Annotated in this window: 24 protein-coding genes; 11 read left to right on the forward strand and 13 right to left on the reverse strand. The window is 65.1% G+C overall.

Annotation, left to right across the window (positions count from 1 at the left end; translation table 11 throughout):
• Nucleotides 1-53 precede the first annotated feature (53 nt).
• Nucleotides 54-1,091 carry an MBL fold metallo-hydrolase gene (locus LB523_RS14980; protein ID WP_224603722.1) on the forward strand — a complete coding sequence of 346 codons (1,038 nt, stop codon included), beginning with the start codon at nucleotides 54-56 and terminating at the stop codon, nucleotides 1,089-1,091.
• A gap of 149 nt (nucleotides 1,092-1,240) precedes the next feature.
• Here LB523_RS14980 and LB523_RS14985 read toward each other — a convergent pair whose 3' ends face one another.
• Nucleotides 1,241-3,241: a BTAD domain-containing putative transcriptional regulator gene (locus LB523_RS14985; RefSeq protein WP_224603726.1), complete on the reverse strand. Its 2,001-nt coding sequence runs from the start codon at nucleotides 3,239-3,241 to the stop codon at nucleotides 1,241-1,243.
• A gap of 235 nt (nucleotides 3,242-3,476) precedes the next feature.
• On the opposite strand from LB523_RS14985, the gene LB523_RS14990 reads away from it, so the two are divergent.
• Together LB523_RS14990 and LB523_RS14995 are read left to right on the forward strand one after the other, a co-directional pair.
• A complete protein-coding gene (locus tag LB523_RS14990; RefSeq protein WP_224603727.1) occupies nucleotides 3,477-4,562 on the forward strand; it encodes a PLP-dependent cysteine synthase family protein in 1,086 nt (361 codons plus the stop codon).
• Between the two features lie 80 nt (nucleotides 4,563-4,642).
• A complete protein-coding gene (locus LB523_RS14995) occupies nucleotides 4,643-6,121 on the forward strand; it encodes a pyridoxal phosphate-dependent decarboxylase family protein (RefSeq protein ID WP_224603729.1) in 1,479 nt (492 codons plus the stop codon).
• Between the two features lie 20 nt (nucleotides 6,122-6,141).
• On the opposite strand, the gene LB523_RS15000 is transcribed toward LB523_RS14995, so the two are convergent.
• The 3 genes from LB523_RS15000 to LB523_RS15010 form a co-directional block, all read right to left on the reverse strand.
• The gene (locus tag LB523_RS15000; RefSeq protein WP_224603731.1) at nucleotides 6,142-6,516 is read right to left on the reverse strand and encodes a YciI family protein; all 375 of its coding nucleotides are present in this window, start codon (nucleotides 6,514-6,516) and stop codon (nucleotides 6,142-6,144) included.
• Nucleotides 6,517-6,611: 95 nt separating this feature from the next.
• The gene (locus tag LB523_RS15005) at nucleotides 6,612-8,021 is read right to left on the reverse strand and encodes an ATP-binding protein (protein WP_224603733.1); all 1,410 of its coding nucleotides are present in this window, start codon (nucleotides 8,019-8,021) and stop codon (nucleotides 6,612-6,614) included.
• Complete coding sequence (locus LB523_RS15010) at nucleotides 8,018-8,734, reverse strand: response regulator (RefSeq protein ID WP_095766485.1); 717 nt, start codon at nucleotides 8,732-8,734, stop codon at nucleotides 8,018-8,020. The genes LB523_RS15005 and LB523_RS15010 overlap by 4 nt, the downstream gene beginning before the upstream one ends.
• A 246-nt stretch (nucleotides 8,735-8,980) precedes the next feature.
• Here LB523_RS15010 and LB523_RS15015 point away from each other — a divergent pair, with 246 nt between their 5' ends.
• The 4 genes from LB523_RS15015 (at nucleotide 8,981) to clpS (ending at nucleotide 10,517) form a co-directional block, all read left to right on the forward strand.
• On the forward strand, nucleotides 8,981-9,286 hold the full coding sequence (locus LB523_RS15015; RefSeq protein ID WP_224603735.1) for a hypothetical protein: 306 nt from the start codon (nucleotides 8,981-8,983) through the stop codon (nucleotides 9,284-9,286).
• Nucleotides 9,287-9,323: 37 nt separating this feature from the next.
• Nucleotides 9,324-9,599, forward strand: coding sequence for a hypothetical protein (locus tag LB523_RS15020; RefSeq protein ID WP_095766487.1), 276 nt, complete (start codon nucleotides 9,324-9,326; stop codon nucleotides 9,597-9,599).
• A 152-nt stretch (nucleotides 9,600-9,751) separates the two neighbouring features.
• Nucleotides 9,752-10,084, forward strand: coding sequence for a hypothetical protein (locus LB523_RS15025; RefSeq protein WP_140838734.1), 333 nt, complete (start codon nucleotides 9,752-9,754; stop codon nucleotides 10,082-10,084).
• A gap of 127 nt (nucleotides 10,085-10,211) precedes the next feature.
• Nucleotides 10,212-10,517, forward strand: a complete 306-nt coding sequence (gene clpS / locus LB523_RS15030; RefSeq protein ID WP_224603737.1) for an ATP-dependent Clp protease adapter ClpS — start codon at nucleotides 10,212-10,214, stop codon at nucleotides 10,515-10,517.
• Between the two features lie 170 nt (nucleotides 10,518-10,687).
• Here clpS and LB523_RS15035 read toward each other — a convergent pair whose 3' ends face one another.
• From LB523_RS15035 to LB523_RS15050, 4 genes are read right to left on the reverse strand one after another with little or no spacing between them, the layout of a single operon-like run.
• Nucleotides 10,688-12,775: a hypothetical protein gene (locus tag LB523_RS15035; RefSeq protein WP_224603739.1), complete on the reverse strand. Its 2,088-nt coding sequence runs from the start codon at nucleotides 12,773-12,775 to the stop codon at nucleotides 10,688-10,690.
• 3 nt (nucleotides 12,776-12,778) lie between these two features.
• Complete coding sequence (locus LB523_RS15040) at nucleotides 12,779-15,601, reverse strand: DUF4159 domain-containing protein (RefSeq protein ID WP_224603743.1); 2,823 nt, start codon at nucleotides 15,599-15,601, stop codon at nucleotides 12,779-12,781.
• Nucleotides 15,598-16,512, reverse strand: coding sequence for a DUF58 domain-containing protein (locus LB523_RS15045; protein ID WP_095766492.1), 915 nt, complete (start codon nucleotides 16,510-16,512; stop codon nucleotides 15,598-15,600). The genes LB523_RS15040 and LB523_RS15045 overlap by 4 nt, the downstream gene beginning before the upstream one ends.
• Entirely contained in the window at nucleotides 16,512-17,516 is a 1,005-nt protein-coding gene (locus tag LB523_RS15050) for an AAA family ATPase (RefSeq protein WP_224603746.1), read from the reverse strand. Before LB523_RS15050 ends, LB523_RS15045 begins: the two co-directional genes overlap by 1 nt.
• 154 nt (nucleotides 17,517-17,670) lie before the next feature.
• On the opposite strand from LB523_RS15050, the gene LB523_RS15055 reads away from it, so the two are divergent.
• Genes LB523_RS15055 through LB523_RS15065 form a run of 3 tightly spaced genes read left to right on the forward strand, consistent with a single transcriptional unit; the run spans nucleotide 17,671 to nucleotide 20,242 of the window.
• Complete coding sequence (locus tag LB523_RS15055) at nucleotides 17,671-18,345, forward strand: DUF1285 domain-containing protein (RefSeq protein ID WP_411966464.1); 675 nt, start codon at nucleotides 17,671-17,673, stop codon at nucleotides 18,343-18,345.
• The gene (locus tag LB523_RS15060) at nucleotides 18,345-18,977 is read left to right on the forward strand and encodes a CoA pyrophosphatase (RefSeq protein ID WP_224603752.1); all 633 of its coding nucleotides are present in this window, start codon (nucleotides 18,345-18,347) and stop codon (nucleotides 18,975-18,977) included. The genes LB523_RS15055 and LB523_RS15060 overlap by 1 nt, the downstream gene beginning before the upstream one ends.
• Nucleotides 18,974-20,242, forward strand: a complete 1,269-nt coding sequence (locus LB523_RS15065) for a CCA tRNA nucleotidyltransferase (RefSeq protein ID WP_224603755.1) — start codon at nucleotides 18,974-18,976, stop codon at nucleotides 20,240-20,242. The genes LB523_RS15060 and LB523_RS15065 overlap by 4 nt, the downstream gene beginning before the upstream one ends.
• A 23-nt stretch (nucleotides 20,243-20,265) precedes the next feature.
• Here the strand turns inward: LB523_RS15065 and LB523_RS15070 are convergent, their stop codons facing one another.
• The 5 genes from LB523_RS15070 to hemF form a co-directional block, all read right to left on the reverse strand.
• Nucleotides 20,266-21,246 (reverse strand): S8 family serine peptidase, encoded by a 981-nt coding sequence (locus LB523_RS15070; RefSeq protein WP_095766496.1) that lies wholly within the window; start codon nucleotides 21,244-21,246, stop codon nucleotides 20,266-20,268.
• 85 nt (nucleotides 21,247-21,331) lie between these two features.
• The gene (locus tag LB523_RS15075; RefSeq protein WP_224603759.1) at nucleotides 21,332-21,994 is read right to left on the reverse strand and encodes a hypothetical protein; all 663 of its coding nucleotides are present in this window, start codon (nucleotides 21,992-21,994) and stop codon (nucleotides 21,332-21,334) included.
• Between the two features lie 203 nt (nucleotides 21,995-22,197).
• Nucleotides 22,198-22,383, reverse strand: coding sequence for a DUF1059 domain-containing protein (locus LB523_RS15080; protein WP_095766497.1), 186 nt, complete (start codon nucleotides 22,381-22,383; stop codon nucleotides 22,198-22,200).
• A 168-nt stretch (nucleotides 22,384-22,551) separates the two neighbouring features.
• Nucleotides 22,552-22,812 carry a DUF1344 domain-containing protein gene (locus LB523_RS15085; RefSeq protein ID WP_095766498.1) on the reverse strand — a complete coding sequence of 87 codons (261 nt, stop codon included), beginning with the start codon at nucleotides 22,810-22,812 and terminating at the stop codon, nucleotides 22,552-22,554.
• Nucleotides 22,813-23,072: 260 nt separating this feature from the next.
• A complete protein-coding gene (gene hemF / locus LB523_RS15090; RefSeq protein ID WP_224603762.1) occupies nucleotides 23,073-23,984 on the reverse strand; it encodes an oxygen-dependent coproporphyrinogen oxidase in 912 nt (303 codons plus the stop codon).
• Between the two features lie 121 nt (nucleotides 23,985-24,105).
• Between hemF and LB523_RS15095 the strand changes: the two genes are divergently transcribed.
• On the forward strand, nucleotides 24,106-24,363 hold the full coding sequence (locus tag LB523_RS15095) for a hypothetical protein (protein WP_095766723.1): 258 nt from the start codon (nucleotides 24,106-24,108) through the stop codon (nucleotides 24,361-24,363).
• Nucleotides 24,364-24,478 lie beyond the last annotated feature (115 nt).

The raw sequence follows: 24,478 nt of genomic DNA on the forward strand, positions 1-24,478 counted from the left end.
TGTTCTAGACTGGTCGGCAGCCGAACAACCGGCGTCAGGCGAAAGAGGCGCGAATGATCTTCCGTCAGCTCTTCGATTCCGTTTCGGGCACCTATTCCTATCTGCTTGCCAGCCGGCGCGGCGGCGAGGCGCTGATCATCGATCCGGTGCTGGAGAAGGTCGAGCGCTACCTGCAGCTCGTTAATGAGCTCGACCTCAGGCTGGTCAAGGCTGTGGACACGCATCTTCATGCCGACCACATCACCGGACTCGGCGCGCTGCGCGACAAGACGCATTGCGTGACCGTGATGGGCGAGCAGACCAAGGCCGACGTGGTGTCGATGCGGCTTGCCGACGGCGACAAGCTCGGCATCGAAGGCCTGGCGCTCGACGTCATCTACACGCCGGGCCACACCGACGATTCCTACAGCTTCATCTTGCCCGACCGGGTCTTCACCGGCGACACGCTGCTCATCCGCGGCACCGGCCGCACCGACTTCCAGAACGGCGATCCGCGCCAGCAATATGAATCGATCTTCGGCCGCCTGCTCAAGCTGCCCGACGAGACGCTGATCTTCCCGGCGCATGACTATAAGGGCGAGACCGTGTCGACGATCGGCGAGGAAAAGGCCTTCAATCCGCGCCTGCAGGTTAAGTCGGTCGACGAGTATGTCAACATCATGAACAATCTCAATCTGTCCAACCCGAAAATGATGGATGTGGCCGTGCCCGCCAACATGCGGGTCGGGCTGCATCAGGACGACATCGCCAGCCGCGGCTGGGCGGTCAGCGCGGAGCAGGCGCTGGCGCTGGTCGGGCGGGCCGACGTGGCGCTGATCGACCTGCGCGAGCAAACCGAGCGCGAGCGACACGGGGTCATCCCCGGCGCGATCCATCTGCCCTATGCGAGGCTGCAGGAAAACATCGCCGCCGGCGGCATGTTGCACGAGCTGGCGAAATCGACCAGCAAACAGATCCTGTTCTACTGCGCCTTCGGCGAGCGCTCGGCGATGGCGGTGCAAGCGGCGCAGGATGTCGGGATTACCAGTGCCCGCCATATCCAGGGCGGCATCGACGCCTGGCGGAAAGCCAGCGGCCCGCTGATGCATTAAAGCGCGTCGCACTTCTGGGCGACATGCACTAGTGCGTTTCACCGTTTCACGGAAACGGCGAAACGCCCTATCTCTTTGTTTTTTACGCAATTCCGGACGGAAAGCCGCTCACACTTTTCCTGGAATTGCTTTAGGCGCGCCGGCCAGGTTCAGTTCAGCCCGATGAGCTTGGCGCCGTTCCGGAACAGGGCTTCTCCATCCCGGTCGAAACGGAATGTCGCGATGAAATCGTCGGCGCGATAGTTCGGCAAGGTGTTGCGGATCGCGGCGGCAAAGGTTCGCGCCTCCTCCTGCCGGCCGGCCAGCGCCAGGCAATGAGCGGCGATCGCCAGGATGATGAGATGCGCGTTAGGGCGTGCCGCGGCCTTCAGCGCCCATTCGGCCGCCGCTTCGAATTCGCCCAGCCTCGCATGAGCCATGGCGCGCGCGCCCATCATGCCGAACAGCAGCGGATCGAAGGGGCTTAGATGGCGGGAATGGTCGGACGAACCGATCGCCGATTGCGGGTCGCCCGACTGCGAATGGACGAAGGACAGCGCGTAGTGGCCGAGCGCGAAATTGGGGCTGAGGTCGACGGCGCTCGCGAGCTCCAGCAGCGATCCATCCTGCTCGCCGCGCAGCCATAGCGCGCGGCCCATCGCCCAATGGGCGGCTGGGTTACGGTCGTCGACCAGCAGGCTCTGGCCGGCGCTCTCGAAGGCAAGCGCGGCCTCGCGGTCGCGGTCGCCCCAGCGCTGGAAAGCGTTCTGCCAGTGGGTGAAGGACATGCCGGCATAGGCGCGCGCGAAAGTGGGATCGAGCTTCAGCGCCTCGCCGAAGAAATGCTGCGCCAGCTCGTTTTCCTGGCGGGTGAAGCGATACATGTGCCAGAGGCCGCGATGATAGGCCTCCCAGGCATTGAGCGAGTTTGGCGCTTTCAGTAATGCGCGGTTGCGCTCCACCGTCGCGATCTCGGCGGCGATCGATGAGACGATGCTGTTGCCGATATCCTCGATGACGATGAAGATGTCGTCGGGTTTATGCTCGAAGGTTTCCGCCCAAACGATCCTTGCCGTGCGGACCTCGACAAGCTCGACCGAGACGATGAACCTGCCCGGCAGAGCCCGCACCGAGCCCGTCGCGACATAGTCGACATTCAGCCTGCGCCCGGCGTCTTCCGGCGCGATGTTCTTCTCGGCGAGCGCGAAGACAGAGCCGCGGGCGATAACGAAGAAATCGCGCAGCTTGGCAAGTCGTGTGATGATGTCATGCGTGAGGCCGTCGGCAAGCCCGCCGCGGAAGCCGCCAGTGCCGGCGCTCTCCGCAAACGGCATCACCGCGAGCGAAGCCCGGCGCGTCGCAACGGGCTCGGATTCGATCGCGGTGACCGGCAAGTCCGGGAGCGGGAAAGCCGGCCCGGATCGGGCGCATGCCGTTGCGCCGGCGTTCCGGGCTCTTATCTCCTGCCACGCCTCGCGCAATGGCGTGAAATCCAGCTCTTCCGAATGGAACAGCTCCGCCGCGGTGGCAAGATGCTCCTCGCCGGCGCCGATCTGTCCGCGCCGTGCCAGATTTTCCAGCAGCGCCACATGTGCGCGGCCGTCGAAGGGCGCTAGTTCCAGCCATTTGTCGATATAGGGGCCGGCCTCATCGGCTCCCTGCGGGACAAGGCCGATAATGTGCTCCAGGACCGCGACATGGCATGCGCTGAAACGGCGGCGCTGCGCCGTCAGCCAGCTGCCGAAATGCGGGCTGCGATCGAGTTCCAGGCCATCAAGGAAGTCGCCGGCGAACAGTTGCGCAAGCGTCCGCAGGCGGTCGAGGCCAAGCGTCTCAATGCCTTCCGCCACGGCGGCAGCGGCCTCGACGGCATCGACGCTCACATCGCCGAGGCGAAGCGCCACGGTGTCGCCTTCCGTCTCGATTCGGCGCAAGCCCGGTTCGTCAAGCGCGGCACGCAGCTTGCTCAGGCACCAGCGCAACTCGCCGCGCGGATCGTTGGGCACGTCCCAGAGAAGTTCGCAAAGACGGCTGCGGCTGACTGGGTGGGGCGCCAGCGCTAGATAGGCCAGCAGGGCGCGCAGCTTGCGTGACGAAGGCAAGGCCACAGGAACATCGTCGCGCATGATCGCGAACGGGCCGAGCAGCCTGATCGAAAGGCTGGCTGGCATGCTTTTCAGAGTCGACCGAACGGATTCCACGTCCGTTTCCACGCTCGCTCCCACGCCGAACAGTTGGTCCATGTTCTATCACCAAACACGACAGGGTGCATCCTGCGGCGAATTTTCGAGCCGGATGCGGCCTTTGCCGAATTTGCCGGCAAGTCACACGCAACTAACGCGGCAAGGTGTCGAAACCGCGCCGCCCAAGCCGCCGGTTTGTAACCGGCACGTGAGGAGAAAGGCCATGTTGCATCAGTTGAAAATCAGGACCACGGCCGGGCGCGGCCGTCTGTTCGACAGCATTCTCGACACGGTCGGCGACACGCCGGTCATCCGCATCAACAATCTCGGCCCGGCGCATGCCACGATCTATGTGAAGGCCGAGTTCTTCAACCCGGCGGCCTCGGTGAAGGACCGGCTGGCGCTCAACATCATCGAGGAAGGCGAGCGCAGCGGTAAGCTCAAGCCTGGCCAGACCGTGGTCGAAGCGACGAGCGGCAACACCGGCATCGGCCTTGCCATGGTCTGCGCGCAGAAAGGTTACCCATTGGTGGTGACGATGGCCGACAGCTTCTCGATCGAGCGCCGCAAGCTAATGCGCATGCTTGGCGCCAAGGTGGTGCTGACGCCGCGCGCCCAAAAAGGTTTCGGTATGTACAAGAAGGCGGTCGAGCTTGCCGAGGCCAATGGCTGGTTCCTGGCGCGCCAGTTTGAGACCGAGGCCAATGCCGCCATTCATGAGGCGACGACGGCGCGCGAGATCATCAATGACTTCGCCGGCTCGAGGCTGGACGTGCTCGTCACCGGCTACGGCACGGGCGGCACGGTGGCCGGCGTCGGCCGCGTGCTGCGCCGCGAGCGGCCGGAGGTGAAGATCGTGCTCGCCGAGCCGGCGAACGCGCAGCTGATCGGCAGCGGCAAGGCCCAGGAGCGCGGCGCCGGCGGCGCGCCGTCAGCCAGCCATCCGGCCTTCGAACCGCATCCGATCCAGGGCTGGACGCCGGACTTCATCCCCAACGTGCTGCAGGAGGCGATCGACCAACGCTATTATGACGAGGTGGTGCCGATCCCCGGTCCCGAAGGCATCAAATGGACGAAGGCGCTGGCGCGGCAGGAGGGCATCTTCACCGGCATCTCCGGCGGCGCCACTTTCGCCGTGGCGCGGCAGATCGCGGGCAAGGCCCCCGCCGGCTCGGTGATCCTGTGCATGCTGCCCGACACGGGGGAGCGCTACATGTCGACGCCGCTTTTCGACGGCATCGAGGCCGAGATGGACGCCGAGGAGACGGCGCTGTCGCGCTCGACGCCGAGCTGCCAGTTCGAAGGCTGAGAACAGAAACGCGACGCCGCCCCGCATGGCGGCGTCGTTCTTTTATGCGCGGGTCGACCCACGCCGGCGGGAGAGGCGAGATGGATATATTTCCGGAAGCGACCAACGCGGAGGAAACGCTCGATCCGCCGGATTGGGCCGATGTGGGAGCGCTCTCGCACCGAATCCTCGACGATGCCATCGCCTATCTCGAGGATGTCCGCGACCGGCCGGTCTGGCGCGAGATGCCGGCTGAAGTGCGCTCATTCTTCTCGGCGCCGTTGCCGCGATCTCCGGCGCCCGCGGCCGACGTATACGACGACGTCGCCCGTAACCTTATGCCTTATCCGATGGGCAACATCCATCCGCGTTTCTGGTCCTGGTATATGGGATCCAGCAACTTCACCGGCGCGCTCGGCGATTTCCTGGCGGCGATCCAGGGCTCCAATCTCGGCGGCGGCAACCATGCCGCCGCACTGATGGACAGCCAGGTCGTCAACTGGATGAAGGAGATGGTCGGTTTCCCAGTCTCGGCCAGCGGCACCCTGGTCAGCGGCGGCTCGATGGCCAACATTATCGGACTGACCGTGGCGCGCAACGTCAAGGCAGGCGTCGACGTGCGCGAGCGGGGTGTCGGCGCCATGCCGAAGCCGTTGCGCTACTACGCCTCGGACCAGGTCCATTCCTGTCATCGCAAGGCTGTGGAGGCGCTCGGCCTCGGCAATCAGGCGCTGCGGCGCATCCAGACCGATGCCGGCTTGCGCATCGATATCGCCGCGCTCAAGGCGGCAATCGCGGAGGACCGCGAGACGGGCTTCAGGCCGGCCTGCGTGATCGGCACCGCCGGCACCGTCAACACCGGCGCGGTCGACGACCTGCAGGCGCTGGCGAGCGTGGCGGCCGAAGAGGACCTCTGGTTCCATGTCGACGGCTGCATCGGCGCGCTCATCGCGATCGCACCTGAGAACCGATCGCTCGTCGCGGGCATCGAACAGGCGGATTCGATCGCGCTCGATCCGCATAAATGGCTGCACGCGCCGTTCGAAGCCGGCTGCGCCCTGGTGCGGGACGCATCCCAGCACCGCAATACGTTTGCCGTGACGCCGGAATATCTGGAATCGACGCCGCGGGGCCTGGCCTCCGGAGAGTGGCTGCACGATTATGGGCTTCAAACGTCGCGCGGCTTCCGTGCGCTCAAGATCTGGATGGCGCTGAAGGAGCATGGCGTCGAGAAGTTCGGCCGCCTGATCGACCAGAACATCGCCCAGGCCCGCCACCTCACCCGTCTGATCGAGGCGGAGCCGGCGCTCGAACTGATGGCGCCAACCACCATCAACATCGTCTGCTTCCGCCATCGCCTGGATGGGGCATCCGAGGAACGGCTCAAGGCGTTCAACACCGAGATCATGCTGAGACTCCAGGAGGAGGGCACCGCGGCCTTGTCCGATACCACGGTGCAGGGCCGGCACTGCCTGAGGGTGGCGATCGCCAATCACCGCACCCGCCGCAGCGATCTCGACCTGCTGGTGACGGAGATGCTCCGGCTGGGACGGGAAATCGAGGCCGCGATACCGGTCTGAGGCACGCTCGGGAAGCTATCTCAGCTTACCGTCAGCGTGGCGCCCGGAAGATAGAGCATGATCGGTCGGATCTCGTAGACGGCGGTGGGGTTGACGCGCTTGAGATCGCGCGCCGCGGCAATCGCCTCGTCCTGGGTCGCGCAGTCGAGGACATAGAGGCCGAGCAACTGCTCCTTGGTCTCGGCGAAGGGACCGTCGATCACCAAGCCGTCGCCCGGACCGCGCAGCGTCACGGCCTTGGCCGTCGCGCCGAGCCTGGCCGCGGGCCCGAGCTTGCCCTCGCGCGTCAGCCTGTCGTTGACCTCGAGCAGGTCTTTCATCAGCGCCGCATCCTCATCGGGCGACCAGGACTGCACGGTGTCTTCGACATGATAGGCAAGGACGGCGTAGAACATGGGTGGATTTCCCTCGTGACCAGGCGGGCCGCACTATCACAAGGATGGTTCGGCTGATCCAGTGGCGCCGGTGGCGGACAGAGCCCACTCCTGACTCAAGCTGCCAGCGGCAGCCGCAGCTCCGTCAACAGCCCGCCACCGGGGTAGTTGGAGAGATCGACCTCGCCGCCGGCGCCGCGCGCGATGTTGCGGGCGATAGTGAGGCCGAGGCCTAGACCGCCAGTGGTGCGGTTGCGCGATTCCTCCAGCCGCACGAAGGAGCCGAACACCGCGTCCAGCTTCGCTTGCGGGATGCCGGGGCCCTCGTCGCGGATCGAAAGCGTGATCATGTCGCCCGATCGCCGCACGCCGAGATGCGCCTTCTTGCCGTAGGTCACCGCGTTCTGGATAAGATTGGTGACGCAGCGCCGCAGCGCCACCGGCCGCGCGACGCAGATCAGGCCGCGCGACGGGACCACGCCTTCGTCGAAGGACGCGCCGTCGAAGGAGTCCGCCACCGATTCCACCAGCGACCAGAAATCGATCCGCTCGGCCTTTTCCTCTGTCACCTCGAATTTGGCGAAGTCGATGACCGAGCTGGCGATGCTTTCGATGTCGGCGAGGTCGTGCGCCAGCGCCTCGCGCGCGGGCGACCTGCGCAACAGTTCGAGGCGCAGGCGCATCCGGGTCAGCGGCGTGCGCAGATCATGCGCCAGTGCTGCCGCGAGATGCTCGCGGTCCTCGACATAATCGCGCAGCCGCATCTGCATGGCATTTATCGCCTTTGCGGCCGCGCGGATCTCGCGGCTGCCGCTTTCGGCGATCGGCGGGCTTTTCAGATCGTTGCCAATGCGCGTCACCGCCGTTTCCATCATCCGGTAGGGCGCGGTCAGCCGGCGCAGCGACCAGATCGACATGATGATGATCAAGCCGGCGATCAGTGAGTAAAGCGGCAGGCTGTCGAGGCTCAGAATCGGTCCCGCCGGCGTGATCGGTTCGGTGAAATTCAGCCACTGCCCGTCGGAAAAGCGCAGCGAGGCGGTCAGCTTGTCGCTTTGCGCGAAATCCGCGGCCAAGACCAGCAGGTCGCGCTCGACCTGGCCGACATCCTTGTTCACCGCCTGCCCGTCTGGGACATCGGCCTCCTGGGTGGCCGGATCGCGCCGCACGCGCGCATCGGTGATGCCGAACTTCGACAAGCGTCCGACCAGGATATCCTCCAACTCGGCAAGCTGGTCGTCGCCGGCGATCGAAGAGGTGACGGCGGGCGTGTCCGAAACCGTCAGTGCATAGGTCGAGTTGAACAGGCCGGAGGCGGTCGCCTTGCGCTCTTCGGGCGTGGCGTCATGCATCAGCTGCACCAGCGAATAGGCGCGGTCGTTCAACCGGTAGAGATCGACGACGCCGTTGGCGGCGGCCCGATCGCGCGCGACGATGTAAAGCGTCGTCACCTGGCTCAGCATGAGACCGGCAATGACGATGAGCAGCACCCAGACTGGCAGGGTCTGCGGCAGGAAGCGTCTCATTCGGCCGTCGTCTCGGGCAGGAACTGATAGCCGCCGCTGCGCACGGTCAGGATCAGTTTCGGCGTTTTCGGATCGTCTTCCATCTTGCGGCGCAGCCGGCTCACCAGAATGTCGACGCTGCGGTCGAAGCTGTAGCCGGTGTCGCCGCCGGACAGCTCGATCAGCTGCTCACGGGTAAGCACGCGCTGCGCGCTCTTGACGAAGGTCTGCAGCAGGTTGAATTCCGCCATCGTCAGCTCAACCCGGACGTCGTCGGGCGCGGTCAGGCGGCGGCGCGCGCAATCCATGGTCCAGCCGGCAAAGCGGTAGACCTGCCTGGCGGCGGGCCGACGCGGCTCGGCGCTGCCGTTGCGTCTCAGCACGGCGCGGATGCGGGCCAACAGCTCGCGCGGATCGAAGGGCTTGGGCACGTAGTCGTCGGCGCCCATTTCGAGGCCCACAACGCGGTCGGTCGTTTCGGTGACCGCGGTCAGCATGATGATCGGCGTGGTGTAGTTGGCGCGGATCTCGCGGCAAAGCTCAAGTCCGCTTTTGCCGGGCAGCATCACATCGAGAACGATCAGGTCGACCGGCGTGCGGCGCAGGACCGCTTCCATCTCGGTGCCGTCGCCGGCAACCGTCGTGTGCAGCCCGCGCTTGTGGAAGAACTCCTGCAGCAGGTCGCGTATGCCCTTGTCGTCGTCGACGATCAGTATGTGCGCATCGGATTTCACTCGAAACCTATGATTCTCTTTGCCGGCTCTTGCTGGATATCCGTTCGAGACAACCCACACGATAGAATTCGGGCCACATCTTGGCCAGTGGCCGCGATCGCCGCGCCGGCTGAGTGCCCAGAAACAATCCAGAAACAAAATTCTACAGTTGGGAAAAACTGGTGAAAAATTTCAAGGGCATAACCGGTGCCGTGGCGGTCAGGTCATCGGCTGCGACGCGAGTTTCCGGAGTAACGGACAAGACCAATGCAGAGGTTCTGGATCAGCGTGATGGGTGCTTTGCTCAGCATATCGCTCATCACAGCCGCGGACGGCGCCTCCACCGCAAAGGTCGTCGCTCCGCTCACCCGGACCGAGCGCTGCACCAATCTGAGCCGTCAGCTTGACGAAGCTCTCGAAACCCATGCCGCGGCAACGCAGGTCACCGCGGCGAAAGCACTGCAAAGAAGGGGAAACCGGTTCTGCGCCAACAAGAAGCAGGCACAGGGAATCCGGATGCTCGCAAATGCTTTGAAGCTGCTTGGAGTGGCACCGATCGATCCCGTTCAGTGACACCCACCCAGACCCGCAAGAAAAAGGAAATGAAGCCATGAAGAAGTCCATCCTCTCCGCCCTCGGCCTCGGTGTTGCTCTCGCCTTCGCGATGCCGGCGCTCGGCAACGCCGCCGCCACGACGACGGCTGCCCCGGCTGCTTCGACCGCGACCACCACGGCTGCTCCGGCGGATAGCACGGCTGCGAAGCCGATGAAGAAGGTCGCTGCCAAGAAGGCCTGCAAAGTGACCAAGACGCACAAGTGCCCGGTCAAGAAGAAAGCGTCGGCTGCGAAGCCCGTTGCTGCGAAGCCGGCTGCCAAGAAGCCCTGATCCAGCGCTCTGCGCCACTAGACGAAGCCGCTCCGGTCGATTTCGGCAGGGGCGGCTTGCTTGCGGCAGGGAGCCCGAAACCAGCAGGTTTCCACCGCGCTCAAGTCCTATCCTTAACCCGATCGCAATGCCGGTGCTGTAGGACAGTCCGCATGAAGAAGCGGTTTTCGTCCCTGATGCGTTCGCTGACCCTCGGCGGCCTGATCGCCACCGCGGCGGCACGATCGTTGATCATCTTTACCGCAAGCCCCGTGCCGGATCCCGCCAGCGGCAGGACCGAGCCCGAGCTGTTCGCTCCGCTGATCTCTTCAAGCTTCGACTACATCACGCCGGCGCAGTCCTGGGTCCTGATCCTGCTGACCGGTGCGACCGTGATCGGCTTTGTCGGCTGGATGTTCTTCGCCTTCGTCGAACGCGGCTCCGACATGGATGGCGGTGCAGGTTCCGGCAGATCGGGCACCGCGTTGCGCCGCCAGGGCCGTTGACCTTCGGCAGTGATTCCCCACATAGGGCTGATGGTCCAAGCCGGCATTACCCGCGCGTGGAATTGGACGTATATTTGCTGCGTGACAGAATGAGAGCGAGAGAGCCCAGTTCTCGCTGGTGGATCCGATGCCCGAAACCGTCCTCAAACCCCGCACTAAGACGCAGCCGAAAACCGAGCGGCCGAAGCTCTACAAGGTCATCCTCGTCAATGACGATTTCACGCCGCGCGAGTTCGTGGTGACGGTGCTCAAGGGCGAATTCAAGCTCAGTGACGATCAGGCGCATCGCGTCATGATCACCGCGCATACGCGCGGCGTGTGCGTCGTCGCGGTGTTTACGCGCGATATCGCCGAGACCAAGGCGACGCGGGCGACCGACGCCGGCAAGGCCAAGGGCTATCCGCTGCTGTTCACCACAGAACCGGAAGAGTAGGGGCAGGCGCTTTCCCTTCTCCCCTTGTGGGAGAAGGTGGCCGCGAGCGGCCGGATGAGGGGTGCTCCAGGGAACGCCGACGCCTCACTCCGCTGGAACACCCCCTCATCCGTCTCGGCGCTGCGCGCCGATCCACCTTCTCCCACAAGGGGAGAAGGAAGAAGGTGGCGTCACCGCCCTTCGCGATACCACATCGAGCCGATGGCGAGCAGCAGCAGGCCGAGGCCGAGGAAGCCGCCGAACAGCGGCACGCGCGACACGGCCTTGAGCGTGCTGTCGTCGGTGGTGCGCAGGCCGATCCAGTCGTCGCCCGACGCGGCCGCTGAAGAGCGGACGGGAACGATCGACGGCAGTGTCAAGCCGCCGGCGAGATTGCCGAGCGTCGACGACGGAGCCAGCCGCCGCACGCTGCCGCCGGTCGCCTCGGCGGGCGCCTTCAGCCGATCCTCGGTTGAGATCACGTCGGAAAATTCCGGCGCGTTGATCGGGCCGACATGGGCAAGCGCAGTAAGGTCGCCATTGCCGATCTGGTAAAGGCCGATCTCGCCGGTCTGCAGGCTGCCGGTGAAAATGCCGGGCTCGGCTTTCTCGAGCTTCACCGCCACCGCCTTGCCGGACGGCGTGATGACCTGGGCGGGACCGGGATCGTCGCTCATCGTCTGGCGGCGGATTTCGAGCATCATGCCGCGGCCGTCGGCGGTTAGCCGTTCTTCTTCCAGTTCCGGCTCCTTCATCAGCCAGTGGGCGATGCGGCGATAAAGCTGGACATGCGGCCCGCCGCCCTCGAAGCCGCGCGCCCACAGCCAGCCCTGATCGGACAGGAGCATGCCGACACGGCCCTCGCCCTTGCGAGCGAGCAGGAGCAGGGGCCGATCGTCGGCGCCTTTCATCACCACTTCGCCTTCCGGGTTCTTGACGCCGATGGTGCGGAACCAGCGGCTCCAATGCGGCGGCTCGCTTGCCGAGCCGTCGAGCCCGCGCGTCACCGGATGGCGCTGGCCGAGATCGGTCAGGCGTGGGTAGAAGGCCTTGTCCACCACCTCGCCGGTCGGCATGGCCGGCAGCGCAGCATTGAGCGGCGTGCGGGCAATGGAGTTCTCGCCGGCATATTCGGGGCCGGCGGCAATCAGCAGCGCGCCGCCCTTTTCGACATACTCGGAGATGTAGTCGTAATAGAGGATCGGCAGCACGTCGCGGTGCTGGTAGCGGTCGAAGATGATCAGATCGAAATCCTTGATCTTCTCGACGAACAGCTCGCGCGTCGGGAAAGCGATCAGCGACAGCTCATTGATCGGCGTTCCGTCCTGTTTTTCCGGCGGACGCAGGATCGTGAAGTGGACGAGATCGACCGACGCGTCCGACTTCAAAAGGTTGCGCCAGGTGCGCTCGCCGGCATGCGGTTCGCCGGAAACCAGGAGCACGCGCAGGTTCTCGCGGATGCCGTCGACCAGGGCAATCGCCCGGTTGTTGGCGTCGGTCAGCTCGCCGGGCTCCCGGTCGATGCCGAGCTGGACGATGTTGCGGCCGGCATTGGGTATCGTGACCGAGAGCTTCATCGGCTGACCGACGGTCGCGTGCTCGACCGAGACCTGCTCGCCATTGACCGAGACGCGCACGTCCACCGGAGCGCCGTCGCCTTCCGTCGAGATGACGCGGTAGGTCATGTCGAGCGGCTTGCCGACGAGACCGAAGCGCGGCGCGTTCTCGAAGCGGATGCGGCGGTCCTTCTCATGCTCGTTGCCGGTGATCAGCGCATGCAGCGGCGCGTTGAACTCCGGCGCGCCGGCAGGCGCATCATGCACCTCGCCGTCGGTGATCATGACGGCACCGCCGATGCGCGACGGCGGCACGTCGCGGAAGACGCCTTCCAGCGCGTTGAACAGCCTGGTTTCGGTGCGCTCGTCGGCGGCTTCGGACTTGCCGGCCTCGACGACACGGACATCGAACTGCTTGAAGCGGGCAAGACGCTGCTGCAGGCCGGCCAGCGCCTCGTCGGTCTGCTTGGTGCGGTCGCCGATGTCCTGGCTCTGGCTGCGGTCGACGACGAGGGCGACGACGCTCTTCAGCGCCTCGCGCTCCTCGGCGAGGAAAACGGGATTGAGCAATGAAGCGGCGAGTGCGAGCAGCGCGATGAAGCGCAATGCCGAGCCGCGCTGGCGGAACCACAGGCCGACCAGCGCCAGCAAAAGCAGCGGCACGAAGAGCAGGCCGAAGAGAGGCCAGGAGAGAAGCGGTTCGAATGAGACCGACCAGTTCATGATCTACTGCCCCAGCCGTTCGAGCAGCACCGGCACATGCACCTGATCGGATTTGTAGTTGCCGGTCAGCATGTACATCATGATGTTGACGCCGGCGCGCAGCGCGTAGATGCGCTGCATCGGGTCCGGCGGCACGGTCGGCAGCATCGGATCGCCGTTCTCGTCGATGGCCCAGGCCCCGGCGAAATCATTGGCGGTGATCATGATCGGCGAGACGCCGTCGCCGGTGCGCACGGGGCGGTTCTCGGTGTTGCTGGCGTCCAGCGAGGCCTCGACCCAGAGCGGGCTGCCGTTGAAGCGGCCGGGGAACTCCGGAAGGATGAAGAAGGATTTGGTCAGCACGTGGTCCGACGGCACCGGCTCCAGCGGCGGCACGTTGAGATTGCCGAGGATGTCGCGCAGCCGCTCGGTCGCCGGGCTTGCCGAGCCGGCGCCGATGCCGTTCGAAAACTGGTCGCGCGTATCGAACAGAACCGTGCCGCCCTGCTGCATATAGGCGTCGATGCGGGCGATCGCCGCCTGGCTGGGCATAGGCGCCGTCGCATCGATCGGCCAATAGATCAGCGGGAAGAATGACAGCTCGTCCTTGGCGATGTCGACGCCCGCCGGCGGCCCGGGCTCAAGCGCGGTCTTTTCGATGAGGAAACGGGTGAGGCCTTCGAGGCCGGCGCGGCTGATCGAATCGACGCCCGGCTCGCCGGTGATGACATAGGCGATGCGGGTTTTCGAAATATCCTCGATCGCCTGGGTGTCGCCGGGCTTGGAATCATCGGCGCGGGCAAGATCGGCATGGCCGAAGAGGCCGCCCAGCACGACCAGAACGGCCGCGGCGGTCGCCGCCGTGCCTGCGCGGCGCGGCCGGCGCGCCAGCAGTCCGCCCATCCAGAACACGGCCAAAGTGTCGAGCACCATCAACAGCAGCGCGATGGCGACCAGCGGCCCCTTCAGGTTCTCCGATTCATCGAAGGCGTAGGGGATGGCTGTCACCGGCAGCGAAACCTGCGGACGGACCAGCGGCGTAAGCGTGCTCGACGCATCGAGCAGATTATGTGCGAAGACGCCCGTCTCGGAGCCGTAAAGGCCGGGCGGATTCTCCAGCGTCACCGGCAGCGGACCGGCGCCGGGCACCAGCGGTCGGGCATCCGGCGAGGGCGGCGTCAGCATGCCGTCGGCGCTGATCATGCGGTAGGGCGCGAGCGACGCGGCGGCGGCTTCGGCATTGGCGATCGCGGCGCCCTGGTTGCGCGACAATTGCACGACACGCCGCAGCATTTCGACGAAGCTGCCGGAGATCGGCAGGTTCGACCAGGTCGCCTCAGGCGTGACATGGAAGAGCACCAGCGTGCCCTTGTCCTTCTTCATGCCCGTCACCAGCGGCGTGCCGTCGGCGAGCGTGGCCCAGGTGCGCTCGACGATGTCGGGCGTCGGCTCGGCCAGAACCTGCCGGCTCACCGTCACCTCGGAGGGCGGCGAGAGGTCGGCGAAGGGGCCGCTCTTCGGGAATTCGGTCACCGCCTGCGGCGTCGTCCACGACAGCGCGCCGCCCAGCGCGCGCTCGCCGCTGCGCAACCTGACCGGCAAAAGGTCGTCGTCATTGCCGGACGCGGCAAGGCGGGGACCGGCGAAACGGACCAGCGTGCCGCCCTTGTCGACCCAGTCGACCAGCCGCTGCTTGACCTGCGCCGGGATGGTGCCGACATCGGCCATGATGATCATCGCCGGCTTCTGGTCGAGAAGCTGCGGAATGGCGTCGGCGAGATCGGCGCTCGACGGCTCGACCAGGTCGGCAAAGGGCTGCAGGGCGCGGCGGATGTAATAGAGCGGCGACAGAAGCGGCTGCGCCTGGTCGGCTTCGGCCTGCGACAGAAGGCCGACGCGGCGGCGTTTGGAGCTCTCGTCCAGCACGCGCACGGCGCCGGCCTGGTGCTCGCCGTCGAGCGCGATCGAAGCGAAGTCGTTGCGCAGCTCGAAGGGAACCGCCATCGTCCCCGTGGCGGTGGCTTCGCCCGGCGCGAAGGTCAGCGTCGCATCGGCGATGCGGCGGCCCTTGTCATCGAAGGCGCCAGCGGTGACCTGCGCCGGCGCCGGATTGCCCGGCGCGCGAATGGCGCTCAAAGCGAAACCATCGACCTGGTTGTCGGCGCCGATCAGGCCGGTCACGGAAGGCCGGTCGGACGTGGCCCAGACCAGCCGTGTCGCATTCTTTTCGAGCAGCGTCTTGAAAGCGGCCTCGTCGCCTTTGGCGGCAAGCCCATCGGCGAGCACCGCGACGCTGGCACCCGGCAGGCGCTCCAACGCGGCGGCGACGCGGGCGTAGACGGCGGGCCTGTCGGTAGGAATCGGCCGCGGCTTGGCGGCGCGCAGGTGATCGAGCGCGCCCGAAGCGTCGAAAGGGCCGATCTCGGCATTGGGCTTCTCGGCGGTGAAGGCGATGACGATCGGCACGCCGTTCGAGCCGGCGTCGGCGATCAGCCGCTCGGCGGTGGCGACGCGCTTGTTCCAGTCGGCGGCGCTCGCCCAGCCATTGTCGACGACAAGCGCCAGGGCGGCGCCCTCCGCCGGCAGTTTTTCGCGCGGGTTGAAGACCGGCTCGGCCAGCGCCATCACGATGAGCGCCGCCATCAGCAACCGAAGCAGCGTCAGCCACCACGGGCTTTGCTGCGGGGTTTCTTCGCGCCTCAGGACCCGGGCGAGGATTCTCAGCGGCGGAAAAACTTCCGTTTGCGGCCTGGGCGGGGTGAGCCGCAGCAGCCACCAGATCACCGGCAGGGCCAGAAGGCCCCACAGCACCATGGGCGCCCCGAACGAAAGCGGCAGCCAGCTCATGCGACCGCCCTTCCGAAATTGGTGCCGTCGGCGGTCATCGCCAGGTGGACGCGCACCAGCGCCTCGGAGGCGAGGCGGTCGGTGTGGTTGACGGTGTAGCTCCAGCCGAGACGCTTGCACCAGGCAGCCAGTTCGTCGCGGCGGGCCCGGTAAAGCAGGCGATATTCCTCGGCCAGCATCTCGGCGCGGCCGGCGGTCAGCTTGTCGCCGGTCTCGGGATCGGTGAACTCGGTGCGGCCGGCATAGGGGAAGGTTTCCTCGGCCGGATCGGCCACCTCGATCAGATGCGCGCGCACGCCGTGGCGGGCGAGCACGTCGAGCCAGGCCATGGTTTCCTCAACCGGATCGAGGAAATCGCTGACCAGCACGATGTCGCAGAAACGGCGGATGGCCGACAGATCGGGCTTGGCCGGAAGCGCGGCGGCGTGGCTGAGCTGGGCGGCGATCCGCTCGGCGCCGTTGCGGGCGGTGAACGGATCCGTCAGGCCCGGCCAGGCGATGCGCTCGCCGCTGCGCGACAAGAGCTCGGCCAAGGCGAGCGCTAGCACCAGCGCGCGCGATTGCTTGGAAACGCTTGCCGCGGCGGATTTGTAGAGCATGGAAGGCGAGGGGTCGGCCCAGAGCCAGACGGTGTGCGCGGCTTCCCATTCACGGTCGCGCACATAGGTATGGTCGTCTCTCGCCGAGCGGCGCCAGTCGATCCGCGAGGAATCCCCTTCGACATAGGGCCGGAACTGCCAGAAATTCTCGCCGATGCCGCGCTTGCGGCGGCCATGCCAGCCGGCGATCACCGTGTTGACGATACGGCGCGCCTCGACCAGCAGGTCCGGCACCAATGAAGCCCGCAACCGGCCACGGGCGAGCGCGTCGCGCGTCGCAACCGGTGCCTGGACCTCGCCTATTCGACCCATCAGATGCCTTTTGCCAGCTTCGCCACCACGTCACGCACGGAAGTGCCTTCGGCGCGGGCGGCGAAAGTCAGCGCCATGCGATGCTGCAGCACCGGTTCGGCCAAGGCGCGAACGTCGTCGACCGAAGGCGCCAACCTGCCATCATATAGGGCGCGGGCGCGGGCGCACAGGGTCAGCGCCTGGCTGGCGCGGGGGCCCGGCCCCCAGGCGACGTGCTTGTCGGTCTCGGCATTGCCCTGGCCTGGCCGCGCCGAGCGCACCAGCTTGAGGATCGCCTCGACGACGCTTTCCGGCACCGGCATGCGGCGGATCAGCGTCTGGATTTCCCTGAGCCTGGCCGGCTGCAGCACATTGTCGGCCTTGGCCTCGTCGACGCCGGTCGTTTCAAGCAGGATGCGGCGTTCCGCCTCGATCTCCGGATAAAGGATATCGACCTGCATCAGGAAACGGTCGAGCTGGGCTTCGGGGAGGGGATAGGTGCCTTCCTGCTCCAGCGGGTTCTGCGTGGCCAGCACATGGAAGGGCGAGGGCAGGTCGTGGCGGGCGCCGGCGATGGTGACATGATATTCCTGCATCGCCTGCAACAGCGCCGATTGCGTGCGCGGCGAAGCGCGGTTGATCTCGTCGGCCATCAGCAATTGCGTGAAGATCGGCCCGGAAATGAAGCGGAAGGAGCGCTTGCCGAACTCGTCCTGTTCCATCACCTCGGAACCGAGGATGTCCGACGGCATCAGGTCGGGCGTGAACTGGACGCGGCGCGAATCGAGGCCGAGCACGATGCCTAGTGTCTCGACCAGCTTGGTCTTGGCGAGGCCCGGCACGCCGACCAGCAGCGCATGACCGCCGGCCAGCAGAGCCACCAGCGTGCGCTCGACGACCGCCTCCTGGCCGAAGATCACCCTGCCGACCGCGTCGCGGATCCTGGAGATATCGGCCAGCGCCTTTTCGGCTTCCTCGATCATCGCTTTTTCGCTGATCGGGCTTTCCTTGATCATCACGCTCATGCCGTTCGATCCTTGTGGTTGGAAATGCCGGCCTGCACTCTCGATGCCGCAGAATGCCTCGATTCGGCCTCACCTGGCGCCTGTAATTGAACTTAAATCACAGACTCGGGCGGACAAGGCTGACAATCGGGACAACAGTGACTATTTCGTGACCATGGCCGAACGCAGCGAACATCGTGAACAAACGCCTGACGAACAGAGCGCTGGCGAGCACAGCTTGAGCAAACAGAGCCTGATCGGCGCCACAGAGGCGCGCGGCCTTGAGGCGCTGATCTCCCGCGCGGCCCGGGCCGGCAAGGGGCCGGCGCCGGTCGAGCGCTGGAATCCGGAGTTCTGCGGCGACCTCGACATGGAGATCAAGGCCGACGGGACCTGGTTCTATCTCGGCACGCCGATCGGCCGCATGCCGCTGGTGCAGCTCTTTTCCAGCGTGTTGCGCAAGGATGCCGACGGCAAGACCTATCTGGTGACGCCGGTCGAGCGGGTTGGGATCCGCGTCGTCGACGCGCCCTTCATCGCCGTCGAAATGAACGTGTCCGGGAGCGGGAACGACCAGGTTGTCACCTTCCGCACGAATGTCGGCGATGTCGTCGCCGCCGGCCCCGGCCATGCGCTGCGCTTCGTCGACGAGGACGAAACCGGCGGACTGAAACCCTATGTGCTGGTGCGCGGACGACTGGAAGCGCTGGTGGCGCGTCCGGTGATGTATGAGTTGGTCGAGCATGGCGAGGAGATCGACATCGGCGGCAAGGCGATGTTCGCCATTCGCTCGGGCGGAGAGGTCTATCCAATCATGCCGGCCGAGAAACTGAAGCGGCTGAGCGCGTGATGGACCAGGTGACGCCGGCGGCGTTTTCGGTCGCGGATTTTCGGGCGCGCGTCGCGGCGCAAGCGGCGATCGTTCCCGGCAACGAATTCGGCGATCATCGCTTCAATCCCGGCCATCCCAGGCTCAAAAATATCAAGCCGCTGCGAGACGCGGCGGTGCTGATTCCCGTGGTCGACCGCGCCGAGGGCGCCATGGTGCTGCTCACCAAGCGCGCCGAGAGGCTGCGCAGCCATTCCGGCCAGGTGGCCTTTCCGGGCGGCACCATCGATGCGACCGATGCAAGCCCCGAGGCAACCGCTTTGCGCGAGACCTTCGAGGAGATCGGTCTCGAACGGGATTTCGTCGAGATCATCGGCCGCATGCCCGATTACGTCGCCGGCAGCGGCTACCGCATCGTGCCGGTGCTTGCCATCGTGCGCCAGGGTTTTTCGCTGACGCTCAATGCCGATGAGGTCGACGCGGCTTTCGAGGTGCCCCTGAGTTTCCTGATGGATCCGGCCAACCACGCGCGCGACAGCCGCATGTGGAACGAGCTTGAATGGTTCTTCTACGAGATGCCCTATGGCGGCCAGCGTATCTGGGGCGTCACCGCCGGCATCATCCGCACGCTCTATGAAAGGCTTTATGGTTGACCGCTGAGGCGTCACTCTCGGGCAGGGCCGATTGGCTGGCCGACAAGCATCTGCAGAAGCTTCTTGCCGCGCTGAAGCAGGGCGGCGAGGAAGCGCGTGTCGCCGGCGGCGCGGTGCGCAATGCGCTGATCGGCCAGCCGGTCGCCGACATCGACATCGCCGCAACCACCGTGCCCGAGGAAACGGTCCGGCGCGCCGAGGCGGCCGGTTTCAAGACGGTGCCGACAGGCATCGAGCATGGCACGATCACGGTGATCGCCGGCGGCAAGCCTTATGAGGTGACGACGCTCAGGGCCGATGTCGAGACCGACGGCCGGCGGGCAAAGGTGATCTTCGGGCGCGATTGGAAAGCGGACGCCGAGCGGCGCGACTTCACCATCAACGCGCTCTACGCCGAAGCGGACGGCACGGTCGTCGATCTCGTCGGCGGTGTCGCCGATATAGAGGCGCGACGGCTGCGTTTCATCGGCGACGCGGAGGCGCGCATCCGCGAGGATTATCTGCGCATCCTGCGCTTTTTCCGTTTCTTTGCCTGGTATGGCGACGGACGGCCGGACGCGGAAGGGCTGAAGGCCTGTGCCAGGCTGAAGGACGGACTTGCCCGGCTTTCGGCCGAACGCGTCTGGTCCGAGCTGAAGAAGCTGCTGTCGGCTCCCGATCCCTCGCGCGCGCTCTTATGGATGCGCCAGGCAGGCGTGCTCACCGCCGTGCTGCCGGAAAGCGAGAAGTGGGGCATCGACGCCGTCCATGGCCTGGTCAAAACTGGAAAAGATCTCGGCTGGGCCGCCGATCCTGTGCTGAGGCTGGAGGCAATCGTCCCGCCCGATGCCGTGCGCATGAAGACGCTTGGCGAGCGGCTGCGATTGTCGAACGACGAGGCCGGCCGCCTGCGGCATTGGGCACTGACCATCGCGCCGGATGCCAAGGCGACGGAGACCGAGCTGGCCAAGAAACTCTATTACGGCGATCGCAACGGCTATATCGACCGCATTCGGCTGGCGCTTGCCGCCGCGCGGACGCGCGCAGTCGAGGACAATCAGGCGATGATGGAAGCCGGCGGCTTTTCACGCCTGCTCAATTTCACGCTGAAATGGGAAAAGCCGGTGTTTCCGATAAAAGGCGCCGACCTGACCGCGCTTGGCGCGTCGCCAGGACCGAAGCTCGGCGCCACGCTGAAGAACCTCGAGAAGGAATGGGTCGAGTCCGGCTTCACCCTGGAACGCGGCGCGCTGGTGGAACGCGCCGCGCAGGCGCTGGAGAGCTGACGGGCCGGAACGGCCGGTGCCTGTCAGTGTATGGCCACAGGAGCGAGAGCGCGCGAGAGACTTGCTTCGCCCTTGCCGTAGACGGACGGGTCGTAATTGGCCAGCGTGTCGGTGCGGGCCGTATTGAGCAGGTCGTTGGTGATCTGGACGGGCGTCGCCTTGGTGAACTTGCTGCCGATGATCGCAGCATAGCCGGAGATGATCGGCGCGGCAAAAGACGTTCCGTAGAGCCCGGTCTTGTCACCCTCGACGCCGACCACCAGGAAGTGGCTCTGCACAGCCTGGTCGGAGCCGGCATAATTGGAATACCAGGCGAGCTGGGCCTTGTTGGCTGTGGTTCCGTTCGTCGACAGCGCGCCGACGAAGATCGCGGTCGGTTTGCCGATCAAAGCAAGGTCGAGATAGTCCTGCTGGCCACCAGTGACCCCGCCAACAGCGACCGCGTCGTTGCCGGCCGCCTTCGAGACGATGGCCGAACCTTTGGTGGCGTAGGAGATGATCGAGGACTCCTCTGGAGCCCACCAGATCTGGTTCGCGCTGTAGCCTGCGGTTGTGTACATGCCGTAGCTCAGGTTCAGCACATTAAGGCCGCGTGCCAGCGAAACGGCCGTGCCCGTCGAGAAATCCTTGGAGCGGATGGTCGCGGCGGGAGCAATCATGCTTGCTTCCTCGCGCGTCCATTCGCCGTGTCGCTGGGTCTGCACGCCGATCCCGAAATTGCCGGAAAAGCGCGAGGTGCTGCTGAAGTCGTCGACCATGGTGATGGTGACGCCCTTGCCCTTGTAGCCGGCGGCCCATGCCGCGCCGACGTCGGGGCTCATCCAGTTCTGTACCGTTTGCGTCGTGCGCGCGACCGGTATCTTTGCGCTCACGCAGATGGAGCCGCCGCCATGGCAGAGCGCCGCCGTCTCGTCCGCGCCGAGGCCCTCCTGCGCCGAGGCAATGGGCGCCGAAAGGATGGCAAGGGCGGCAACGAGGCCGAATTTCAGGTGACCAGCAGACATGTTCCAACTCCAGCCAAACAAGAACCAGGACGGGCGATCGCGCGTTTCGGGACGAGATGGACTTTTCATTCGCGGCTCCCGGCGATCAGAAAGTGAGACGATAATTCAGCCACAGATGCATGCTCTCAGGCTTGGCGCTAACCAGGTATTTCAGGGTTTCCTGCGGCGCCATCTCACCGGCTGCGAGCCGGCAATTGACACCGTAGGAGCCCAGATCCCCGTAGTCGGCCAGGCAAGGTTTCTCGGTGAGGTTTCCGCCGATGATCGACGTTACGGACAGCGACAGGGTGCTGTTCGGATTCGGATGCGTCTGGGTGAGGAAACCGAGCTTCAGGCTGGGCCCGATGGTGTATTTGTCGCCTTGTTCGCCGGTCCCGAACCCCCAAAGGATGCCGGTGTTTTCGGTAACCTGGGTGAGCAGGTCGACATGCATGTCTACCCAGTTCGTGTGGTACCATTGGTTGAATGAGACCCAGCTTCCATTCTGCAGCTCATAGCCGCCACCGCCGAGGCCTCGGGCACGGTCGCTCAGCGGCGACCCCTGATGCATGCCGATCAGCGAGGTGGTCATCATTTCCTGGGCGGTCGCGGGAGACGCGCCGAGACATGCGCACAGCAGCAGCGCCGCCTCGCACGATGTGCTCCTCTTGCCGGATCGTTCGCGCATGCGCGAAACACCTCGCCCCACCGATCCGGTCAGCGCCTTGGGTGGCGGCGAGTTTCTCGGCCAGCCCTGCAGCCGGATCATTTGCCCGACGGTGGCACGAATTCCGTTACCGCAAACTTAAATGAGACGACTCGAATATAAGTATCTGTTTGAAATGCCTGGCCGGTCCGGACCTTCCGGGATCGACTCAGGCAAATTGGTTCGCAACTCGCGATGGAACATGCTCAGGCCCTGAGCCGTCCTGATTTCGCTGCCGGTCGATCTGTTCGAAGGTGAGAAGTCCCTCAGGCCGCGTCGCGAACCTTCTGGATGCGGGAGCGTATCGCCTCGATCATCGTCTCGCGGATGACGGTCTCGCCATGCGTCTCGCGCATGTGCTCGACGGCACGGCGCATCACCTCGGCTTCTTCCTCGGCGCGCGTATGCCAGTCGCAGCCGGGGACAAGCGACCCGCATTGGAATTCCTTCATGGGACTTTCCTTTCCTCGTTCTGCTGGAAAACCATAACACATGCGACCGGTTTCGGTTGCATCGCAGCCCGCGGCAGACTGCTTTTCTCTCCAAAAAGGAAGGCGGAGCAGTGCTGCCCCGCCTTCCTTGCCGCCTGAGAACTCGATCTGCCTTTGACGGGCAGGCCTTCACTTCATGATCTTGACGGCCTCGGCAATCTTGTTCTTGCCGCTCATGTCCCAGGAGACGCGAACCTTCTCGCCGGCCTGGATGCCGGGATCCTTGAAGGCCTTGGACAGCTTGAAAGTGGATCCGTCGTCCAGAACAAGGCTCATGGCCGTTCCGTCAAAGCTCTTGACGGTGCCGGTGGTGTGCTTGACCGCTGCGAACGCGGCGCCGCCGGAGGCGAGAAGGGCGGCGGTAGCTGCGGTCACGATAAGCTTGCGCATGGCGTGCTCTCCTGGAATGCGGGTGCCCGATTCGGCGAGGCACCTCTCGTGATCAGGGTCGTCAAGTCGCGCCGGCTCACGGCCGGAGGGAGACGAGATGATCTCCGCTTCGACCGCCGGCGCTTCCCGACCCGGCGATCTTAAATAGCTCAATTTTTTCAAAAGGATATTAGACGAAAAAGATATCGTCCCTGCCACATTGCCGGCCAAGATTCGGCGAATTGGACAGCAATGCGGCCGTCGCCGCGCTCACCGGATCGTTACGGCCATTTTACCTCGGGCGGCAGGCTGGACAGGATCGAGGCGACATTGCCGCCGGTTTTCAGGCCGAAGATGGTGCCGCGATCGTGAAGCAAGTTGAATTCGACGTAGCGGCCGCGCCGGATGAGCTGTTCCTCGCGCTCGCCATCGGTCCAGTTCTGGTTGAAGTTGCCCCGCACCAGATGGGCATAGACGACGAGAAAAGAACGTCCGACATCCTGGACGAAATTGAGATCGGCGTCCCAGCCGCCCCTGTCCTCGTCAGAATGCAGCCAGTCGAAGAAGATGCCGCCGATGCCGCGCGGCTCGTTGCGGTGCGGCAGGAAGAAATACTCGTCGCACCAGGATTTGAATTTGGGATAGTCGGCGACGGCGGCGTTCTTCTCGCAGGCGAACTGCATGGCGCGATGGAAGGCGATCGAGTCGGGATCGTCCTGGGTGCGGCGGCGGTCGAGCACCGGCGTCAGATCGGCGCCGCCACCGAACCACTGGCGCGTGGTGACGACCATGCGGGTATTCATATGCACGGCCGGCACGTTGGGGTTCCAGGGATGTGCTATCAGCGAGATGCCGCTCGCCCAGAAGCGCGGGTCTTCCTCGGCGCCGGGAATCTGCTTCCTGAACTCGGGCGAGAATTCGCCATGGACGGTCGAGGTGTGGACGCCGACCTTCTCGAAGACGCGGCCGCGCATCATCGACATGGTGCCGCCGCCGCGGCCCTCGTCGCGCTCCCAGGGGGTCTTCTCGAAATGGCCGGGCGACCATGACGCTTGCGGGCCGGTGAGTTCCTGCTCGATCTGCTCGAAAGTGGCGCAGATACGCTCGCGCAAGGCCTCGAACCACAGACGTGCCTTCATCTTCTTCTGCTCGATGTCGGCCGGCAGGCCCACGGGAAGGTCAGGTCTTTCCAATTCGGTCTCCAGTCGCAGGCGCGCTTGCCTGACAAATGACTCGTCTTTTCAGGGCGCGATCCCTAATCTCTTGAGAGGAAGGGTCAAGTCCTGTCTGACCAAGGTGCAAGGGAGTTCCTTCGTGCGCACCCCGGCAAGACCGCCGCTGGATGGCTTACGCAAGAGGCTGGAGCGCTCACGGGCTGAGCGCGAAAACCAGCCGCGCGACGGTTTCCTGCGCGAAACCTTCGTGCTGCCGCGCCCGGATGCGCGCCTGAAGGCCAAGGAGTGGTTCGAGCGTTTTCCGAAACAGGCCTATTGGACCGAGATCGAAAGCTGGTTCGAGCGCCCGGGCGATGTGATCGAGTTTACCATGCGGCGGCTGCCGGCGGCCGATTAAGGTGCATTGATATTCAGGTGATGCCGGCCTGCAAATGCCGGCTTCCTGCGCTTCCGGTGCTCACGTACTTTAAGTACGCTCCGCTCCGGTTCTCGGAAGCCACCATTTTCGACTC

The organism is Mesorhizobium sp. ESP-6-4, assembly GCF_020164735.1.
In the GTDB taxonomy this organism is placed as follows: domain Bacteria; phylum Pseudomonadota; class Alphaproteobacteria; order Rhizobiales; family Rhizobiaceae; genus Mesorhizobium.

What these genes read in the sequence shown, in the direction of transcription:
- LB523_RS14980 (WP_224603722.1), top strand. Translation starts at nt 54, where the DNA reads ATGATCTTCCGTCAGCTCTTCGATTCCGTTTCGGGCACCTATTCCTAT.
- LB523_RS14985 (WP_224603726.1), bottom strand. Translation starts at nt 3,241, where the DNA reads ATGCCAGCCAGCCTTTCGATCAGGCTGCTCGGCCCGTTCGCGATCATG.
- LB523_RS14990 (WP_224603727.1), top strand. Translation starts at nt 3,477, where the DNA reads ATGTTGCATCAGTTGAAAATCAGGACCACGGCCGGGCGCGGCCGTCTG.
- LB523_RS14995 (WP_224603729.1), top strand. Translation starts at nt 4,643, where the DNA reads ATGGATATATTTCCGGAAGCGACCAACGCGGAGGAAACGCTCGATCCG.
- LB523_RS15000 (WP_224603731.1), bottom strand. Translation starts at nt 6,516, where the DNA reads ATGTTCTACGCCGTCCTTGCCTATCATGTCGAAGACACCGTGCAGTCC.
- LB523_RS15005 (WP_224603733.1), bottom strand. Translation starts at nt 8,021, where the DNA reads ATGAGACGCTTCCTGCCGCAGACCCTGCCAGTCTGGGTGCTGCTCATC.
- LB523_RS15015 (WP_224603735.1), top strand. Translation starts at nt 8,981, where the DNA reads ATGCAGAGGTTCTGGATCAGCGTGATGGGTGCTTTGCTCAGCATATCG.
- LB523_RS15020 (WP_095766487.1), top strand. Translation starts at nt 9,324, where the DNA reads ATGAAGAAGTCCATCCTCTCCGCCCTCGGCCTCGGTGTTGCTCTCGCC.
- LB523_RS15025 (WP_140838734.1), top strand. Translation starts at nt 9,752, where the DNA reads ATGAAGAAGCGGTTTTCGTCCCTGATGCGTTCGCTGACCCTCGGCGGC.
- clpS (WP_224603737.1), top strand. Translation starts at nt 10,212, where the DNA reads ATGCCCGAAACCGTCCTCAAACCCCGCACTAAGACGCAGCCGAAAACC.
- LB523_RS15035 (WP_224603739.1), bottom strand. Translation starts at nt 12,775, where the DNA reads ATGAACTGGTCGGTCTCATTCGAACCGCTTCTCTCCTGGCCTCTCTTC.
- LB523_RS15040 (WP_224603743.1), bottom strand. Translation starts at nt 15,601, where the DNA reads ATGAGCTGGCTGCCGCTTTCGTTCGGGGCGCCCATGGTGCTGTGGGGC.
- LB523_RS15045 (WP_095766492.1), bottom strand. Translation starts at nt 16,512, where the DNA reads ATGGGTCGAATAGGCGAGGTCCAGGCACCGGTTGCGACGCGCGACGCG.
- LB523_RS15050 (WP_224603746.1), bottom strand. Translation starts at nt 17,516, where the DNA reads ATGAGCGTGATGATCAAGGAAAGCCCGATCAGCGAAAAAGCGATGATC.
- LB523_RS15055 (WP_411966464.1), top strand. Translation starts at nt 17,671, where the DNA reads ATGGCCGAACGCAGCGAACATCGTGAACAAACGCCTGACGAACAGAGC.
- LB523_RS15060 (WP_224603752.1), top strand. Translation starts at nt 18,345, where the DNA reads ATGGACCAGGTGACGCCGGCGGCGTTTTCGGTCGCGGATTTTCGGGCG.
- LB523_RS15070 (WP_095766496.1), bottom strand. Translation starts at nt 21,246, where the DNA reads ATGTCTGCTGGTCACCTGAAATTCGGCCTCGTTGCCGCCCTTGCCATC.
- LB523_RS15075 (WP_224603759.1), bottom strand. Translation starts at nt 21,994, where the DNA reads ATGATCCGGCTGCAGGGCTGGCCGAGAAACTCGCCGCCACCCAAGGCG.
- LB523_RS15080 (WP_095766497.1), bottom strand. Translation starts at nt 22,383, where the DNA reads ATGAAGGAATTCCAATGCGGGTCGCTTGTCCCCGGCTGCGACTGGCAT.
- LB523_RS15085 (WP_095766498.1), bottom strand. Translation starts at nt 22,812, where the DNA reads ATGCGCAAGCTTATCGTGACCGCAGCTACCGCCGCCCTTCTCGCCTCC.